The sequence below is a fragment of the Catellatospora sp. NPDC049609 genome, assembly GCF_040675365.1.
Classification (GTDB): Bacteria; Actinomycetota; Actinomycetes; order Mycobacteriales; family Micromonosporaceae; genus Catellatospora.
The window spans coordinates 57,552-74,760 of record NZ_JBFAOU010000007.1; the positions used below are offsets into that span (position 1 = coordinate 57,552).

The window sequence follows — 17,209 nt, forward strand, 5'->3', positions numbered from 1 at the left end:
ACGCACCCGCATCTATCGCCTGTGATCGATATTGCGGCCCCGTGCGACTCTGGGATCCGTCCACCGCAGGAAGGTGCTCATTGTCTGTCGTGCTCGATCAGATCCCGGCGCTGCTCGGCGTGGTCGTCGGCGTAGGCGCCTCGTACCTGGCCACCAGCCTCGGCGATCGAAGGCGCGCTCACCGGGAGCAGGCCGCCAAGCTTGATCACACCCGTCAAGAGGCGTACGCGGCCTATGGTCGTGCGGTCAAGGACTACGTGGTGTTGTCAGCGCGGATCGTGGCCAGTCGTGGCGTCGGCAACGGCCGTGAGCAACCACTGGATCCCGCGATAGGCCTGCCGCAGCTCGCCGAACTCGAGGCGACCCGCACAGCCGTATGGGAGATGGTGCTCCTGCTCGGTGATACGGAGACCATCGCGGCCGCGCGCGAGTGGCATCGCTGCGCCTGGTACCTCGAATGGTTCGCTCGTGGCGAGGTTGCCGGAGATCAGGAATGGGATCAGGCACGCGCCGAGGCTTCTGCAGCTCGCGACCGCTTCTACGCGTGCGCGCGGCGGAGCCTCCACGTGCTGGATCCGCTGCCGGAGCCGCTGCCCGCCCCGGCGTGGATGCTGCCGCGCTCCGAGCCGCTCTGAAGACTCGGCGAGCAGCCCATCCGGTCTATCCGCCTGTCCGAAAGTCCGGATCACCGGAACCTGGTGGCACGGCCGTCGATTCATCCACCGGTAGGCTGGGCTTCCCTCGATCTGGTGTCGTATGCCTTCCCGACCTGCTAAGTTGACGGCGCTCAGCGGGTTCTGCCGCGACGACAGCCGAGAAGCGAGGTGACGGGCTGTGGACGCGACACTCGCAGGCCCGCAGGTGGAAGTGACCGATCGGGCGCCGAAGACGGTGATGGCCGGGGCCCGCCGGCCGGCCGCCCACGCCGCCGTGTACGCCTTCGTGCTCGTGCCGTTCCTCGCGCTGGCCGCCGCCGTCCCGTTCGCCTGGGGCTGGGGCCTGACCTGGACCGACATCATCCTGACGGCGGTCCTCTACACGATGACCTGCCTGGGCACCACAGTCGGCTTCCACCGCTACTTCACCCACGGCGCGTTCAAGGCGGGCCGCGCCATGCGGGTCGCGCTCGCCGTCGCGGGCAGCCTCGCCGTGCAGGGGCCGGTCCTGCACTGGGTCGCCGACCACCGGCGCCACCACGCGTTCAGCGACCGCGAGGGCGACCCGCACTCGCCGTGGGCGTATGGCACGTCGCCGGCCGCGCTGGCGCGCGGCTTCTGGCACGCGCACCTGGGCTGGGTGCTGGACCCGAACCTGACGAACCAGGAGCGGTTCGTGCCCGACCTGCTCGCCGACCGCGACATCCGGTTGGTGCACAAGCTGTTCGGGCCGCTCACCATCGTGACGCTGGCCGCGCCCGCGCTGGTCGGGGGCCTGGTCACCTGGTCGTGGTGGGGTGCGGTGACCGCGTTCTTCTGGGCGGGCCTGGTCCGGGTCGCGCTGCTGCACCACGTGACCTGGTCGGTCAACTCGGTGTGCCACATCTTCGGCGAGCGGCCGTTCACGACCCGCGACCGGTCGGCCAACTTCTGGCCGCTGGCCATCCTGAGCATGGGCGAGTCGTGGCACAACCTGCACCACGCCGACCCGACCTGCGCCCGGCACGGGGTGCGCCGCGGCGAGATCGACGTCTCGGCGCGGCTGATCTGGGTGTTCGAGAAGCTGGGCTGGGTGCACAGTGTGCGCTGGCCGACCCCGGAGCGCCTCGCCCGGCTGACCGCGTCCGACTGAGTTCCCGCTAGGGCCGCGGCACGGGGGCGAGGCCGAGGTCGGCGAGCGCGGCCGTGCCGCGTACGGCGTGGTCGCCGCCTGCCAGCACGAGGCTGCGGGCTGCCTGGTAGCGGCAGCCCGCGGCACCGAACGCGTCCGCCGTGGCGAGCAGCGCCGCCCGGTCGTCGTCGAGCAGGGCCTGGGCGCGGGCCACGATCGCCTCGGCGACGGGGTTACCGGCCACGACGGTGCGGGCTTCGGTCACCCGGGCGGCGGCGTCGGGGGCGGCGGCGAGCACGGCGGCTTCGGCGCGCAGCGCGACGTACCAGTGCAGCCAGATCCAGGTGAGCCATTTCCAGACGTCGGCGGGCTCGTGCGCCATGCGTTCCAGCGCGTCCTTGGGCTGTCCGTGGTGGAGCAGGAGCAGCGCGTCGTACACGGCCCGGTAGCTGTAGCCGTGCCCGGCCGGGGTGCCGAGCTGGTGCAGGACGTCGTCCCAGGCGCGGCCGGCCTCGTGGTCCTCGCGCAGGGCGTGGACCATCGCGATCCCGGCGGCGGCCGGGCCGAGGGCCGAGCGGGCGGGGCTGCCGGCCCGCTGCCACGATTCGAGGAACCGGGCGCTGCCCGCGAGGGCCTCGTCGACGTTGCCCGCCAGCACGTCGGAGACGACCAGCCAGGTGATGGCGCGGTGGCCGACCTCGGCCAGCAGCGGGTGCTCGGCGAGCTGCCGGGCCCACCGGCGGGCGCCGGGCAGGTCGCCCGCGCCGAGGCACGCCTCGGCGGCCTGGCCGAGCGCGTCGATCAGCTCGTCGGTGGCGATCGGGGTGTGCGGCGTGGCGGCCAGCAGCGTGATGCGCCGCCGTGCGGTCGCCGCGGCGGCGAACGGTTCGCCGGCCCAGCTCTGGGCGCCGGTGAGCGAGTCCATGGCCGCGGACTGGGCGATCGGGTCGCCGGTGCGGCGGGCGAGTTCGACGGCGTGTTCGGCACGGGCGAGCGTCTCCGGCACGGCGTTGTCGGCGGGGCCCTGGGCGGAGCCGAACGCGTCGGTGAGCACCCCGGCCTCGGCCAGCGCCACCGCGGCCTGGGCGGCCGGATCGTCGCCGGCCAGCTCCCGCGCCCGGGTGATCAGGCCGATCACCTCGTCGTGCGGTGGGAGCTGCTCGAACTTGCCCGAGTAGCGGTACGCGTTGGTGGCGGCGGTGGCCAGGTCGCGGGCGGCGCCCGCGGTGTCGCCGGCGCGCAGGGCGGCGTCGGCGGCGGCGCGGTGCAGGCGGTACATGTCGTCGCCGCGCATCCGGCAGCCGGCCGCGGCGGCGGCGTGCCGGAGCATGGTCGCGCCGGCGGCGGGGTCGTCGGCGAGGGCGGCGGCCTGCTCGTAGCGCTGCTGGGACTCGCCGACGAAGTTGCGGGCGAAGGTCAGCTCCGCCAGGTGCCGGGCGAGGCGGTACGCGTCGGCACGCCGCTCGGGTCGGTCGGCCGCCCAGCTCATCGCGGCGCGCAGGTCGTCGGCGACCCGGTCGAACCGGGGCCGGAAGTCGGCCCGCACGGTCGCGAGCTCGGCGGCGCGGGCCAGGCACCAGCGCAGGTGCCGGGACCGGGCGCCGTCCAGCTCACCGGCCCCGGTCAGCTGCTCGGTGCCGTACTGGCGGATGGTCTCCAACGCCCGGAACTCGGTCCCGGACGCGGTCGCGGTCACCACGAGCAGGCTCTGCTCGGCCAGGCGGGCCAGGCCGTCGGCGACGACGACCGGCTCGGCCCCGGCGGCCTCGGCGGCGGCGTCGATGGTGAACGGGGAGACGAACACCGACACGCGGCGCAGCAGCTCCCGGTCGTCGGGGTCGAGCAGGGCGTGGCTCCAGTCCAGCGCCGCCCGCACCGAGCGGTGGCGCTCGTCGGCGCGCGGGCCACCGGACAGCATCCGCAGCTGGTCGGACAGGCCGGCGGTGAGGCCGTCCAGGCCCAGGGTGGACCAGCGGGCGGCGGCCAGCTCGATGGCCAGGGCCACGCCGTCGAGCCGCGCACAGACCTCGGCGATGTGGTCGACCAGCGCGGGCACCGGCGGGAGGCCCACCGCGGCGGCGCGGTCCATGAACAGCGCGACGGCGTCGGAGTTGCCGTCACCGTCCAGCGACAGCGGCGGGACCGGGTACACCCGCTCGAACGGCACCATGAGCCGGGCGCGGCTGGTGGCCAGCACCGTCACCCGGGGGCAGCCGGCCAGCAGCCGCTCGACGAACGGCGCGACGCCGTCGCGGACCTGCTCGCAGTTGTCCAGTACGAGCAGGGCGTGCCGGTCGGCGAGCGCGGCGACGACCGACTGGTCCATGTCCCGGCCGGGCTGCTCGCCGAGGCCGAGCGCGTTGGCCACGGCGCCCGCGACGACGCAGGCGCCGGGGTCGGTGATCGGAACCAGGTCGACGAACCAGACGCCGTCGGCGTACTCACCGGACGCCTGCGCGGCGACGGCCAGCGCGAGGCGGGTCTTGCCCACGCCGCCGGGGCCGACCGCGGTGACCTGCCGGTGTTCCTTGAGCAGGCGGGTCAGCTCGGCGCGCTCGTGGGCCCGGCCGATGAACGAGGTCAGCGGTGCGGGCAGGACCGGTGCCGGGTGGGTCCGGTCGGTGCGGGCCTGTTCGGGGGCGCGCTGGGCCAGTGCCCGCCGGTCGGGGACGTCGAGCTTGCGCAGCAGCGAGGAGACGTGGCTCTCGACGGTGCGGACCGAGATGAACAGCCGCGCCCCGATCTCGGCGTTACTGAGGTGCTCGCCCAGCAGCGCCAGGACTTCGGCTTCCCGGGTCGAGATCTCCACCGTCGTCGCCATGCGGCCCATTCTGGCCTACCGGTTCGTGGTCCCGTTCCGTGGTGCCTTCCGTGGTCACCACGGATGCCCGGACCACCCGCCGCACGAGAGGCTGAAGGCACGAACAACCCGCCCGATCCGGCCGGGTAGAACGAGACCCGCCGACCGCCAGCACTTCCGCGCAAGACCCCAGCACTGCCGCCCTACCTCGACTTACACCAACGGATATGAGGAGATTCGCCATGCCGGACAACAAGAGCACCACCGCGGCCGCCGAGAAGTTCGACGGGTTCACCGACGAGGAGCGCGGCGCGATGAAGGAGCGGGCCAAGGAGCTGAAGGCGGCGACGCGGCGCCCGCGCGGAGCCAAGGCCGACGAGGAGGGCGCCGTGCTCGCGAAGATCGCCGAGATGCACGACTCCGACCGCGTCATGGCCGAGCGGATCCACGCCGTCGTCAGGGCCAACGCGCCCGAGCTCGCACCGAAGCTCTGGTACGGCATGCCCGCCTACGCCAGGGACGGCAAGGTGGTCTGCTTCTTCCAGAGCGCGCAGAAGTTCAAGACGCGGTACGCGACGTTCGGCTTCAACGACGACGCGAAGCTCGACGACGGCACGATGTGGCCGACGGCGTACGCGCTGACGAAGCTCACCCCGGCCGACGAGGAGGCGATCGGCGCGCTCGTGAAGCGGGCCGTGAGCTGAGGGGACGGCCGACGCACCGTACGCCGGGCCGGGACGCTGGACGCGTCCCGGCCCGGCCTCTACCACCTGCCCGCGCGTGCGCCGAACCCGCGCGTCAGACTCTGCTCCGCGGCAAGCCCTGCCCGCCGCGTGCCCGGACCGGCCGCTGTCAGGCCGGGATGTCGTGGGGGCCGCGTTGCCCGGCCGGGGCGGCACCATGCCGCTGCGCGCAGCGCCCGGCGGCGAACCCCGCGCCACCCGCGGCGAACAGGGCGACCAGACCTCCACCGAGCCAGCCCACCAGCAGCAGGAAGATCGCGAGCACCACCGCGGCCGATGCCACCGCGAACCCGAGCCGTGCCGCGGCCCGCCTGCGGTACTCCAGCGGCGGGCAGGCGACGGCGTTGCTCAGGCCCAGCGCGAAGCTCGGGTCGGCGGCCCGGGTCTGCGCGGCCAGCACGTCGAGACAAGCCTGCTCCTCCGGACGCAGCGGCATCGTTCCCACCTCCTCAGGACTCCTGTTGCCCACGTCCTACCCGCGCGCACGGCGCCGTATGCGCACCCGATCACCCCGATGTCCCGCTGCGTCGCCGGGCGTGGGCCGTGTCCGCTTCACCTGCCCCGACGCCGTTTGACCACGGCCGCGTTCCGGGTACAGGTCAGGTATCGACCGCAGCATGCAGAGGAGTCGACCATGACCGACCCGCGCGATCCCGTACAGCCGGTGCCGGCGCCGGAGCCGCCGCAGCCGCCCGCTCCGCCGGTGCCCTCACCGCCACCGTCGCCCTCGCCCATGCCGACGCCGATCCCGCCGGTGCCACCGCCGCCGATGTGACCCACCACCGGTGACCGGGGCGGGACGCAGCCGCCGACACGTCCGGGCCGTCAGGGCATCCGGAGGTCGGTCTCCGTCTCGCCCCAGTCCCACCACCTGATCGAGAACCGCTCCCCGGGGCGGTGCTCCATGGGGAAGAAGCCCCAGCTGTGCAGCGTCTCCCCCGGCTGCACCGTGATCGTGCGGCCGAGGTTTTCGGCGCAGTACCCGTCGGTCATCGCCACGGTCCGGTCGGCGAACCTGAGCAGGCTGCCCCCGGTCGCGTCGGCGCACTGCAGCGGCTGGGGCTCCCGCGCCAGGTTCGTCTAGTCCACCGACAGCCTTACGCCGCCGTCGACGGCGGCCCGCACACGTGCTCAGTTCCCCTCGATCGCGTCGAGATCGCGTACGGCGTAGCGGTGGTGCTCCCATTCCTCTTCGAGGATGACGTGCAGGCAGGACAGGACTGTCTCCGGGTACTCGGGGGCCCACGGGTGGCGGCGCGTCGCGGCCAGCTCGTCCGGGGTGACCGTGGCGAGCAGGTCGCGCACCATGGCGACCCGGCCCGCCCGGACTTCGAGCACCTCGGCGTACGACGGGGCGGCCGCCGTGAAGATCGACATGTCCAGGCCGCCGTCCTCGGCGCCGGCGCCCGCCAGACCGATCGGGTGGAACGGCTGCTCGATCTCCAGGACCGCCCGGCCCAGCCACGCGTCCGTGGCGAGGACCAGGTGCCGCAGCGTCTGCGCGAACGACCACTCGCCGCCCACCGAGACGTCGACCGTGCCGGCCGGCATCGCCGCCACGCGCGCGAGCGTGGCCGCCCAGGTGCGCTCGACCGACGCCCAGGCCGCGCGCAGGCCTGCCGGGTCAGCGGCGCGCCTGTCGGCCCGGCCGGGGAAGCGGCGGTTGAGCTCGGCCTCGACGAGCGGGATGACGTCGACGCCGTTGACGCGCAGGAAGCCGCCGTGGGGCAGCCACGGTGCGTCGATGTCGACTCCATCCACATTGGCCTCGCGCATCACGGCGCCGGACAGGTCGGTCCTGACGAACCGGGCGCCGCTCAGGTCCGCGTCGACGAACTCCGCTTTGCGCAGGTCGTCGGACCGGGAGAAGGTTGCCATGACCCCTGCCTACCAACCACCCCCGACAAGAGCAAGCGATCACGAAGGGGCCGGCGGACGGCTGTCGCCTCGCTTGACCGCTCGGGACGGGGATCAGGCGGATCGGCCCATGCCCGCGTCGTCACGGCGGCTATACCGTGATCGCGTTCTGTCGAGGCGAAGGGGCTGCGATGACCAGGGTCGCCATCGTGACCGGTGCGTCCGCGGGGATCGGCGAGGCCACCGCGCGACGCCTGCACGAGCTCGGCTTCACCGTGTACGCGGTGGCCCGCCGGCTCGATCGGATGGCGCCGCTGGCCGCGCTGGGCGTGCACACCGCCGCGGTCGACGTCACCGACGACGCCGCCCTGGTGGCGCTGGTCGAGCGGGTCGTCGCCGAGTCGGGCCGCATCGACGTCCTGGTGAACAACGCCGGTTACGGCTCGTTCGGCGCGCTCGAGGACGTGCCGATGGACGAGGCGCGGCGGCAGTTCGAGGTCAACGTGTTCGGCGCGGCCCGGCTCTGCCAGCTCGTCCTGCCCCACCTGCGGGCGGGGGGCGCGGGCCGCATCATCAACGTCTCGTCGGTCGGGGCGCGGATGTACCAGCCGCTGGGCAGCTGGTACCACGCGACGAAGTACGCGCTGGAGGGTCTGAGCGACTGCCTGCGGGTGGAGCTCAGGCCGCTGGGCATCGACGTGGTCGTGATCCAGCCTGGCGGCGTCGAGACCGAGTTCCCGCGGGTGGCGGGCGAGCGGCTGCTGGCCACCTCCGGCGGCGGGCCGTACGACGAGCACGCCCGGCGGTACGCGGCGACGCTGCTGTCGGAGCCGGCGCACATCTCGCCGCCGTCGGTGGTCGCCGAGGCGATCGCGCGGGCCGCGACGGTGCGCCGGCCGCGCATCCGCTACGCGGTCGGGCGGGGTGCCCGGGCCGCGGTGTTCGCCCGCTGGCTGCTGCCGGACCGCGTCTTCGACCGGGCCGTGGTCGCACTGTTCACCGCGCTGGCGAACGTCGCCGCCCGCCGCGCCCGCCCGGTGGAGCCGGCGCCGCAGACCGGCCCCGCCGACTGATCGCACTCGCCGCCGCCCGCCTCGGGCCTCGGCTCGACCGCGCTCGAAATCTTCCGGAAGTTTCGGCATAGGACGCTGCCACCAGCATTGCCGAATAGTTACCGACTTGCGCGGATCGCTTTGACACCAGCGCCTTAGCGAGCAAGCGGGTATCGAAAGTTCCCGGAAGTCGTTGACTTCGCTGCGACCGCTGGCGACGATGCGTCTATCGACGAACTTGGGCGACTCGGCTCCGCACCGCCCTCGTGCGAGCCGGCGCTCAGGACCGTCGGCCCACGACGGCCGGCCTGCCCACACGCAAGCGCGGCGGGGTCGCGACGCCCGTAGCGACCCCGCCGTGCCGCCGGCCCGCGCCCGCACCCTGGCTTGCCAGGCCCGCACGAGCAGGGAGAACACATGCGCCACGTCCCCGCCCGACCGAACAGCCGCCTCAGGCTGCTCGTCGGGGTCGCCTGCGCCGCGGCGCTGGCCGTCGCCGGAGCCCTCGCTCCCGGCAGTGCCAGCGCCGACACGACCGTCACCACGAACCAGACCGGCACCGACAACGGCTACTTCTTCTCGTTCTGGAAGGACAGCGGAAACGTCTCCATGACGATGGGTGCCGGCGGCCAGTACAGCACCCAGTGGAGCAACGTCAACAACTTCGTCGCCGGGAAGGGCTGGAAGCCCGGTGCACGCCGGACGGTGAACTACTCCGGCAGCTTCAACCCGTCCGGCAACGCGTACCTGACGCTCTACGGCTGGACCCGCGGCCCGCTGATCGAGTACTACATCGTGGACAGCTGGGGCACCTACCGGCCCACGGGCACGCACATGGGCACCGTCACCAGCGACGGCGGCACCTACGACATCTACCGCACGCAGCGCGTCAACCAGCCCTCCATCGAGGGCACCGCGACCTTCTACCAGTACTGGAGCGTCCGGCAGTCCAAGCGGACCGGCGGCACCATCACGGCCGGCAACCACTTCGACGCGTGGGCGAGCAAGGGCATGAACCTCGGCAGCCACGACTACCAGATCATGGCGACCGAGGGCTACCAGAGCAGCGGCAACTCGAACATCACGGTCAGCGAGGGCTCCGGCGGCGGTGGCGGCGCGACGCCCTCTCCCCCGCCGCCCGGCGGCGGCAGCAGCGGCTGCACCGTCACGACCACCCGCGCCGACGAGTGGTCCGACCGGTTCAACGTGAACTACGCGGTCAGCGGCAGCACCGCGTGGACCGTGTCGATCAACCTCAACGGCGGCCAGAGCCTGCAGAACAGCTGGAACGCGACCGTCACCGGCAGCACCGGCACGCTGACCGCGCGGCCCAACGGTGCCGGCAACAACTTCGGCATCACCGTCTACAAGAACGGCAACAACACCACCCCGTCCGCGAGCTGCTCGGCTTCCGGCGGCGGCGGTGGCACGACGCCCACGGCGTCTCCCCCGCCGCCGGGTGGCGGCGGCAGCAGCTGCTCGGCCGGGTACGTCGGGCTGACCTTCGACGACGGCCCGAACACGGGCACGACCAACCAGCTGATCAGCACGCTGCGGCAGTACAACGCGACCGCGACGGTGTTCCCGACCGGCTCGAACGCGCAGTCCAACCCGTCGCTCATGCAGGCGTACCGCAGCGCGGGCCTGCAGATCGGCAACCACAGCTGGGACCACCCGCACCTGATCAACATGAGCTCCAGTGAGATCCAGTCGCAGCTCAGCCGGACCCAGCAGGCGATCCAGCAGACGGCGGGCGTCACCCCGACGCTGTTCCGGCCGCCGTACGGGGAGACGAACTCCACGCTCCAGCAGGTCGAGGCCTCGCTCGGGCTGCGGGAGATCATCTGGGATGTCGACTCGCAGGACTGGAACAACGTCAGTGCCAGCCAGATCCGCCAGGCGGCGAGCCGGCTGACCAACGGCCAGATCATCCTGATGCACGACTGGCCGGCGAACACGATCCAGGCGCTGCCGGGCATCCTGCAGGACCTGCAGTCGCGCAACCTGTGCACGGGCCACATCTCGTCCAGCACCGGCCGGGCCGTCGCGCCGTCCGGCAGCGGCGGCGGGGGCGGCGGGGGCGGGGGCGGCGGCTGCACCGTCAGCGTCACCCGCGCCGACGACTGGAGCGACCGGTTCAACGTGAACCTCGCGGTCAGCGGCAGCAGCAACTGGACCGTCACCATCAACCTCAACAGCGGGCAGAGCCTGCAGAACAGCTGGAACGCGACCGTCACCGGCAGCACCGGCACGCTGACCGCACGGCCCAACGGCGCCGGCAACACCTTCGGCGTGACGCTCTACAAGAACGGCAACAACACCACGCCGACCGCGAGCTGCGCGGCGGCCTGATCGACCGGAGGGGTGCCCGCCTGCGGGCGCCCCTCCGCGTACACCCACGTGCCGCTCGCTGCGCGACTCCCGCCCCGTCCAGGGGGCTGACCGGATCCATGTCGGGTCACATGCCGTCCGCCTCGGGGGCGTCGGTGGCCGGGTGCGCGAGCACGAACCGTTCGATCGCCGCGCCGCTGACGCGGGTGCAGAACTGCCGGTAGCCGGCGGTGCGGCCCCAGTGCGACATGGCCAGCGGCCGCCCGGCCGGGAAGGCGCCGTAGGTCTCGTCCCAGGCCGAGACGATGAACTTCTCGCCGTAGGCGTCGCCGCCGAGCTTGACCGCGAGCCCGCGCAGGGCCTCGACCTCGTCGGCGGGCAGCGCCGGGGTGTACCAGACGACGGTGTACCCGTGTTCGAGGTTGTGCACCAGCTCCTCCATCGCGGGGCGGTCCTGCGGCAGGTAGAAGCGCCGGGCACGCTGCGCCGGGAAGACGAAGTGCGGCCCGGACGACGGCGGCACGGTCTCGTAGCCGACGCGCCTGGTGTGCGGGTCGCGGGTGCCCGGTCCGATGTGCACGCCGACGCCCGAGACCGGGTCGGTCAGCTCGGCGTCGCAGCCGGCCTGCTCGGCGGCCACCCCGAATGAGGCCGCGGGGCGGTGGCGCGGCGAGTCGGCGTACGCGCGCACGAACGGCACCGCCGCGGCGGCCAGCAGGCACAGCCCGGCGGCGGCCGCCACGACGGCCGTCCTGGACACGCGCGGCTCAGCCATCGCGGCCCTGCCCCACGAAGTCGGCGGCCCACTGCAGCACGTCGCCGATCGGCGGGGCGCCGCGGCCGGTGACCGTGCCGGTGCTCAGGGCGAGCACCCCGACCGGCGGCACGACGCCGTGCCCGTCGGCGCGCAGCTGCTCGACGTTGCGCTGCACGGCCGGGCGGTCCCACATCGCGGCGTTCATCGACGGCACGAACACCACCGGCGCGGCCGCCGCGAGGATGCAGGTGGTGAGCAGGCTGTCGGCGATGCCGTGGGCGGCCTTGCCGATGGTGTTGGCGGTGGCGGGCATGACCAGCACCAGGTCGGCCCACCGGGCCAGGTCGAGGTGCGCGACCCCGGCCTCGGTGCCGGGGTGCTCGTCGTGGGCGGGCTCGCCGGTCACCGCCGTGAACGCCCTGGCGGTGACGAACGAGGCCGCCGCTGCCGAGAGCACGACGCGGACCTGCAGGCCGAGCGCGAACCGCATGGCCAGGATGGACTGGGGCAGGGTGACGACGTCGCTGGATCCGCACGCGGCCACGAGGACCCGCTGGAACGGTGTCACCGGGCTGGTTGCAGGCACGGCTGCTCTCCTTCGGCTGGGGTGATGGACTCGTCGAGCTGGCAGGCGACGAGCTCGGCGTACGCGCCGCCGGCCGCGAGCAGCTCGTCGTGGCGGCCCTGCTCGGCGATCCGGCCGCCGGACAGGACGATGATCTTGTCGGCGTTGCGGACCGTGCTGAGCCGGTGCGCGATGACGATCCGGGTGCAGCGCAGTGCCGAGATCGCCTGGTCGACGCGGCGTTCGGTGGCGACGTCGAGGTGGCTGGTGGCCTCGTCGAGCAGCAGCACCGCCGGGTCGCCGACGACGGCCCGGGCGATGGACAGCCGCTGGCGCTGCCCGCCGGACAGGGCCTGGCCGCGCTCGGCGACGCGGGTGTCGTAGCCCATCGGCATCGCGTCGATGTCGGCGTCGATGCCGGCGATCGCGGCGGCGGCCCGGATCCGGTCGAACGGCGCCGCCGGGTCGGCCAGCGCGACGTTGCGGCGGATCGAGTCGCGGAACAGGTAGCTCTCCTGCAGCACCACCCCGAACTGCCGGCGCAGGGCCTGCGGCGCTATCCGCGACTGCGGCACCCCGTCGAAGCTGATCTCGCCCTCGGTCGGCCGGTACAGGCCGGTCAGCAGCATCGCCAGGGTGCTCTTGCCGCAGCCCGACGCGCCCACCACGGCGACCTTCTGGCCGGGCAGGATGTCGAACGAGACGTCGCGCAGCACGTACGGGCTCTGCGCGTCGTAGCGGAAGCTCACCCCGCGCACCTGGATCGCGCCCCGCAGCCGCGGCGCGTCGAGCTGCCCGTCGTCGGCGGTCTCCGGGCGCGCGGCGAACACGTCGCGCAGGCGCTGCAGGTGCGAGAACACCGACTGGAGCACCTGGGCGCTGGACACCAGCGACGACAGCGGCACCAGGAACGACATCGCCAGCGCCTGCAGGCCGAGCATCTCGCCCAGGCTCATGCCGCCCTCGAACATCCGGGCGGTGCCCAGCCACAGCAGCGCCAGCGGCCCGGCCAGCCCGACCGCGGCGGTGACGTTGCCGACCGTGGACGACAGCCGGTTCTGTGCCCGGTCGACCCGCAGCGCCGCGTCGTAGCGGGTCAGCCAGCTGTCGTAGACCTGCCGCTCGACGCCCATCGACTTGACGGTCGCGATGCCCGACAGCGCCTCCATGAGCGCGCTCTCGGCTTCGGCCTGCACGTTGAGCTGGCGGTGGCTCAGCCGGATGAGCCGGCTGTTGACCACCGCGACCGCCAGCACCTGGGCCAGGCCGATACCCGCCGCCAGCAGCGCGAACTCGGTGTCGCGCGCGGCCAGCACGGCGAAGTAGACGGCCACCAGGCCGCCGTCGATCACGGCGGTGAGCACCTGCGAGGTGACCAGCTCCCGCAGCAGGATGCTGCTGGACAGCCGCTGCATCAGGTCGCCGCTGGAGCGCTGCTGGAAGAAGGCGTACGGCAGCCGCAGCAGGTGCCCGAACAGCCGCGTCATCAGCTCCCGGTCCACCCGGGTCTGCAGCTGCACCAGCATCATCGAGCGCAGGTGCGCGACCGCGAACTGGGTCAGCACCAGCGCCCCGATCCCGATCGCCAGGTACGGCATCAGCGACGTCTCGCGGGCGGGCATGATCTCGTCGAACGCGACGGTGGTGGCCAGCGGCAGGGCCAGCCCGAGCAGTTGCAGCAGCAGCGACACGGCGAACACGGCGCCCAGGGCCGGCAGGAACCGGCCGGCGGCCGCGCGGGCCCGGCGCAGCCGCTCCGGCAGCGGGATGCGGGCGGGGCGGGCCGGGGCGGGCGCACCGTCGCCGGGAGTGAGCGCGATGACGGTGGCGCCGAGGCTCGCGGCGAAGTCGTCGGGGGTGATCAGCCGGCGGCCGAGCGCAGGGTCGACGATCCGCGCGCCGCGCCGGTCGACGCGCTCGACGACGACGAAGTGGTCGTTCTCCCAGTGCGCGATCGCGGGCAGCGGCACCTGCGCGGCGGCCTGCGGGCTCGCCCGGTAGGCCTTGGCGGTCATGCCGTGCCGGGTGGCGGCGTCGACGACCGCCCAGGCGCTGACCCCGTCGCGGCCGACGCCGATGAGGTCGCGTACGCCGGACAGGGTCGCGGGCACGCCGTGGCGGCGCAGCACCATGGTCAGGCAGGCCGCGCCGCAGTCGGCCTCGGCCATCTGCAGCACCACCGGCACCCCGCGGACCCGCCGCCACCAGCTCGCCAGCAGCCGCCTCATGACGCCTCCCGCATCGTGTCCGGTGCCGCCGGTGCGGCCAGCATCAGCAGTGACGGCACGGCCTCGGGCGCGGCCAGCCGCAGCAGTCCGTAGCCGATGCCGGCCAGCCCGGTCATCAGTTCCGGCGACGGGTGGGCGGTCGGGTTGGCGGCCCGCCAGCCGCCGGCCTGCGCGTCGTCGAGGATCGCCGCGGCGACGGCGGCCACCGTCGGCTCCGGCGCGCCCGCCGCCAGCAGCAGATCGAGGTTGCCCAGGTCGCCGTGGCACAGCGAGTGGTTGCGGCCGAACCCGCCGGCCAGGGTCGCCCGCACCGCCGTCGCGATCTCGGCGGTCAGCTCCCCGTCGGCGCCGAGCGCGGCGCGGAGGCGCAGCCGGGACAGCCCGACGCCGGGCGCGCCGTGGCACCAGGTGAGGCCGAATCGTCCTGGTTCGCGCAGGTCGGCCCAGTTGCCGCGGGCCGGGTCGAACAGGCCGCGGTCGTGCTCCAGCGCGGCCAGCGCGCCGTCGCGGTAGCGCTGCTGCCCGGTGGCCTGCCACAGCGCCGCCAGCGCGGCGGCCTCGCCGGCGGTGCCGTGCGAGAACCCGCCGAGGCGCGGCCCGGCGGCCGGCGGTTGCAGGAGCAGGTCCCCGGCCCGGCGGGCCAGGGCGAGCACCCGGTCCGGGTCGTGCCCGGCCGACAGCAGCGCCAGTACGCAGCCGGCGGCGCCGTCGACGACGTCGCGCGCGGCGCCGGTGCCGATCAGGGTGTCCAGCCGGGCCGCGACCAGGTCGGCGGTGTTGCGGGCGGGCCGGTGGCCGAGCGCGGCCAGGTGTCCGAAGCAGTAGGACAGGCCGCTCCAGCCGGAGTAGGCACCGATCGACGTCCCGGCGACCGCGCCCCGGGCGATCCGGGCGGCCAGCCGCCCGGCAGTGCGCTCGGCCGCCTCGGTGAACCGGTCCTCGCCGGTGCGCGCGCCGAGCTGGGCCAGGAACAGGGCGATGCCGGCGGTGCCGTCGTAGAGGTGGTCACCGACCCGGCCCACCTGCCATCCGGTGCCGGCCGGGGCGAGGGCGAACCAGCCGTCGTCGTCGGACAGCTCCACGATCCGGTCGCCGATCCCGGCAGCGGCGTCGAGCGCCCGCCGCCGCACCTGCGACAGCGGTGAGTTCGCCGCTGGGTCGGGCAGCCGCCAGCGCACGGTGGCGTGCGGGGCGCCCGCACCGTCGGCCAGGGCCGCGTACGCCGCGCGGATCAGCCAGACCTGGCGGGCCAGGTCGGTCTCGCCCAGGCCGCGCAGCCGCCGCCGCGCCTGCGCGAGGCCGCTGCGCACCAGCGCGTCCGGCACCGGCTCGCCGGACCCGGTGTCCAGGTGGGTGCCGCCGGCGCGGGCGGTGAACCGGGGCACGTCCCCCGCGTCGAGGTCGGCCCGCTCGGCGGCGACGACGGCGCGCAGCTGCGGCAGCTGCGGCACGCCGCTCCACAGCCAGTCGAACAGCCGGTCGCGGTCCAGGCCGTCGCGCAGGTGGTCGGTGTGCAGGGCCGCCTCGGCGAGCTTGAGGTAGCTGCGGGTGGGCCGCAGCACCACCCGGATCTCGTCGGCGGCGAACGCGGCCAGCGGGCCGCCGTCGGCGACCAGCTCGCCGCGCACCTCGCGCAGCAGCGCGTACGTCGCCCGGAAGCCGTGCACCAGGTCGTCGACGTGCGCGGTGAGGTCGACCTCCGGTGTCGCGGCCGGATGGGTGTGCTCCCCGGCGACCTCCAGCCGCATCAGGTCGGTGCCGACGCCGACCCAGCGCGTGCAACCGCACGGGCGCCCGGCCGGTGCGGCCCCGCCGGTCGGCAGGGGGCCCACGCCGAGCACCGAGTCCGCGATCGCGCTGCGCCGGTCGGTCACCGCCGGGGTGAACAGCGTCTCCAGGTCGACCGGCACCGGATGCGCGCCGTGGGTCACGAGGTTCTCGTCGTGGAAGTCGGTGGCGCCCAGCGCGTACAGCAGCGCGAGCAGGCCGCCGCGGCGGCGGGCGTACGCCGCGGCCTGCCGCGGGGACGTGCACGGCAGCGCCGGGACGAACTCTGCCCAGCCGTAGTCGGCGCGCGGCACGACGGTGACGGCGCGCAGGTCGGCGCCGCGCTCGCGCAGCCACCCGGCCAGCTCGGCGTAGCGCGCTTCGACCATGACGTCGCGGGGCTTGTAGACGATGGTCGTCGCGCCGCTGAACCGGGCGAGCAGCACGCGCCGCCCGCCGCGGTGCGGGTCGCCGGTCTCCTCGGCGCCGGTGAGCACGCCGAGCGGGGCGCCGGCGGTGAAGGCGCTGCGCAGCAGCGGGGCGTCGGCGGCCAGCCGGTCGAGCAGCTCGCAGGTGCGTTCGGTCCACCGGTCGGCGGTGCGCAGCACCTGCCGGGCCAGCACCGGGTACGCGGTCAGCAACGCCAGCGCCGCGGCGGGCTCGCGCAGGCGGGCGAAGAACGCCGCGAAGCGCTCGGCCGGGTCGGCGGGGGTGTCCTGCTCGTGCAGGCGGGCGATGTTGAGTTCGAGCACGGCCGCCCGGCTCAGCTGCACGGTCAGCTCCGACAGCAGGCCCGGCACGGTGACCGCGGCCGCGGTGTCCGGGTCGAACGGCGCGTCCGGTGTCACGGCGGCCAGCCGCCGGGCGTGCGCGGTGACCTGCCGGGTCGCGTGGGCGATCAGCGGTGCGGCGATCACCAGGGCGGCGGCCATCGGCCGGTCCGCGGGGGCGGCGGGCAGGTCCGGCGCGGCGTCGGCGTACCGGCGGCGCAGGGTGGTGATCCAGTCGGGGTCGCCGCCGGTGCGGTGGCGCAGCTGGTCGGCCGTGTCGTCGAGCAGCCGCAGCAGCGTCGGCTCGTCGAGGCGGTCGGCGGCGAGGCGTTCGGTCCACAGGGCGGTGCCGGTGAACGCGTCCAGCTCGCGCCAGCGGGTCAGCCGCCAGCGGGCGCGGTCGGAGGCCGCACCGCCGGTGCCGGGGTCGGGCAGCGCCAGGCGTTCGCGCAGGTTGAGTGCGGCGTGCAGGGCCATCTCGGGTCGAAGCCTCTTTCCGGGCGGGTCGGATGTGGACCCGGGGGTCCGGGCCGTGACCGGCCGCGGACCCCCGGATGAGCGCACGCGCCCGG

At 74.3% G+C, this 17,209-nt stretch carries 13 protein-coding genes and 1 pseudogene; 6 read left to right on the forward strand and 8 right to left on the reverse strand.

What is annotated here, in order from left to right:
* Window positions 1-89: 89 nt before the first annotated feature.
* The gene (locus AB0J67_RS03495) at window positions 90-635 is read left to right on the forward strand and encodes a hypothetical protein (protein ID WP_363475798.1); all 546 of its coding nucleotides are present in this window, start codon (window positions 90-92) and stop codon (window positions 633-635) included.
* Window positions 636-894: 259 nt separating this feature from the next.
* The gene (locus tag AB0J67_RS03500) at window positions 895-1,788 is read left to right on the forward strand and encodes an acyl-CoA desaturase (protein WP_363475879.1); all 894 of its coding nucleotides are present in this window, start codon (window positions 895-897) and stop codon (window positions 1,786-1,788) included.
* Between the two features lie 7 nt (window positions 1,789-1,795).
* Here AB0J67_RS03500 and AB0J67_RS03505 read toward each other — a convergent pair whose 3' ends face one another.
* Complete coding sequence (locus AB0J67_RS03505; RefSeq protein WP_363475800.1) at window positions 1,796-4,588, reverse strand: LuxR C-terminal-related transcriptional regulator; 2,793 nt, start codon at window positions 4,586-4,588, stop codon at window positions 1,796-1,798.
* A 206-nt stretch (window positions 4,589-4,794) separates the two neighbouring features.
* Between AB0J67_RS03505 and AB0J67_RS03510 the strand changes: the two genes are divergently transcribed.
* Window positions 4,795-5,271, forward strand: coding sequence for a DUF1801 domain-containing protein (locus AB0J67_RS03510; RefSeq protein WP_363475802.1), 477 nt, complete (start codon window positions 4,795-4,797; stop codon window positions 5,269-5,271).
* Between the two features lie 148 nt (window positions 5,272-5,419).
* Here the strand turns inward: AB0J67_RS03510 and AB0J67_RS03515 are convergent, their stop codons facing one another.
* From AB0J67_RS03515 to AB0J67_RS03525, 3 genes are all read right to left on the reverse strand, one after another.
* Window positions 5,420-5,746, reverse strand: coding sequence for a DUF3040 domain-containing protein (locus AB0J67_RS03515; RefSeq protein ID WP_363475804.1), 327 nt, complete (start codon window positions 5,744-5,746; stop codon window positions 5,420-5,422).
* Between the two features lie 389 nt (window positions 5,747-6,135).
* Window positions 6,136-6,303: a hypothetical protein gene (locus tag AB0J67_RS03520; protein WP_363475806.1), complete on the reverse strand. Its 168-nt coding sequence runs from the start codon at window positions 6,301-6,303 to the stop codon at window positions 6,136-6,138.
* Between the two features lie 138 nt (window positions 6,304-6,441).
* The gene (locus AB0J67_RS03525; protein ID WP_363475808.1) at window positions 6,442-7,188 is read right to left on the reverse strand and encodes a DinB family protein; all 747 of its coding nucleotides are present in this window, start codon (window positions 7,186-7,188) and stop codon (window positions 6,442-6,444) included.
* Between the two features lie 170 nt (window positions 7,189-7,358).
* On the opposite strand from AB0J67_RS03525, the gene AB0J67_RS03530 reads away from it, so the two are divergent.
* From AB0J67_RS03530 to AB0J67_RS03540, 3 genes and pseudogenes are all read left to right on the forward strand, one after another.
* On the forward strand, window positions 7,359-8,240 hold the full coding sequence (locus AB0J67_RS03530) for an oxidoreductase (protein WP_363475810.1): 882 nt from the start codon (window positions 7,359-7,361) through the stop codon (window positions 8,238-8,240).
* Window positions 8,241-8,636: 396 nt separating this feature from the next.
* Window positions 8,637-9,632: pseudogene (locus tag AB0J67_RS03535) on the forward strand (glycoside hydrolase family 11 protein); the annotation flags it as partial.
* 84 nt (window positions 9,633-9,716) lie between these two features.
* On the forward strand, window positions 9,717-10,571 hold the full coding sequence (locus AB0J67_RS03540) for a polysaccharide deacetylase family protein (RefSeq protein ID WP_363475881.1): 855 nt from the start codon (window positions 9,717-9,719) through the stop codon (window positions 10,569-10,571).
* A 106-nt stretch (window positions 10,572-10,677) separates the two neighbouring features.
* Here AB0J67_RS03540 and AB0J67_RS03545 read toward each other — a convergent pair whose 3' ends face one another.
* From AB0J67_RS03545 to lanM, 4 genes are read right to left on the reverse strand one after another with little or no spacing between them, the layout of a single operon-like run.
* Window positions 10,678-11,325, reverse strand: a complete 648-nt coding sequence (locus AB0J67_RS03545; protein WP_363475812.1) for a DUF3105 domain-containing protein — start codon at window positions 11,323-11,325, stop codon at window positions 10,678-10,680.
* A complete protein-coding gene (locus AB0J67_RS03550; RefSeq protein WP_363475814.1) occupies window positions 11,318-11,893 on the reverse strand; it encodes a flavoprotein in 576 nt (191 codons plus the stop codon). Before AB0J67_RS03550 ends, AB0J67_RS03545 begins: the two co-directional genes overlap by 8 nt.
* Window positions 11,872-14,100, reverse strand: a complete 2,229-nt coding sequence (locus AB0J67_RS03555) for a peptidase domain-containing ABC transporter (RefSeq protein ID WP_363475816.1) — start codon at window positions 14,098-14,100, stop codon at window positions 11,872-11,874. Before AB0J67_RS03555 ends, AB0J67_RS03550 begins: the two co-directional genes overlap by 22 nt.
* A complete protein-coding gene (gene lanM / locus AB0J67_RS03560) occupies window positions 14,097-17,114 on the reverse strand; it encodes a type 2 lanthipeptide synthetase LanM (RefSeq protein ID WP_363475818.1) in 3,018 nt (1,005 codons plus the stop codon). The genes AB0J67_RS03555 and lanM overlap by 4 nt, the downstream gene beginning before the upstream one ends.
* Between the last annotated feature and the right edge of the window lie 95 nt (window positions 17,115-17,209).

Excerpts from the sequence above, each read along its gene's own strand:
- AB0J67_RS03500 (WP_363475879.1), top strand. The coding sequence starts at position 895 with ATGGCCGGGGCCCGCCGGCCGGCCGCCCACGCCGCCGTGTACGCCTTC.
- AB0J67_RS03505 (WP_363475800.1), bottom strand. The coding sequence starts at position 4,588 with ATGGCGACGACGGTGGAGATCTCGACCCGGGAAGCCGAAGTCCTGGCG.
- AB0J67_RS03510 (WP_363475802.1), top strand. The coding sequence starts at position 4,795 with ATGAGGAGATTCGCCATGCCGGACAACAAGAGCACCACCGCGGCCGCC.
- AB0J67_RS03515 (WP_363475804.1), bottom strand. The coding sequence starts at position 5,746 with ATGCCGCTGCGTCCGGAGGAGCAGGCTTGTCTCGACGTGCTGGCCGCG.
- AB0J67_RS03520 (WP_363475806.1), bottom strand. The coding sequence starts at position 6,303 with ATGACCGACGGGTACTGCGCCGAAAACCTCGGCCGCACGATCACGGTG.
- AB0J67_RS03525 (WP_363475808.1), bottom strand. The coding sequence starts at position 7,188 with ATGGCAACCTTCTCCCGGTCCGACGACCTGCGCAAAGCGGAGTTCGTC.
- AB0J67_RS03530 (WP_363475810.1), top strand. The coding sequence starts at position 7,359 with ATGACCAGGGTCGCCATCGTGACCGGTGCGTCCGCGGGGATCGGCGAG.
- AB0J67_RS03545 (WP_363475812.1), bottom strand. The coding sequence starts at position 11,325 with ATGGCTGAGCCGCGCGTGTCCAGGACGGCCGTCGTGGCGGCCGCCGCC.
- AB0J67_RS03555 (WP_363475816.1), bottom strand. The coding sequence starts at position 14,100 with ATGAGGCGGCTGCTGGCGAGCTGGTGGCGGCGGGTCCGCGGGGTGCCG.
- lanM (WP_363475818.1), bottom strand. The coding sequence starts at position 17,114 with ATGGCCCTGCACGCCGCACTCAACCTGCGCGAACGCCTGGCGCTGCCC.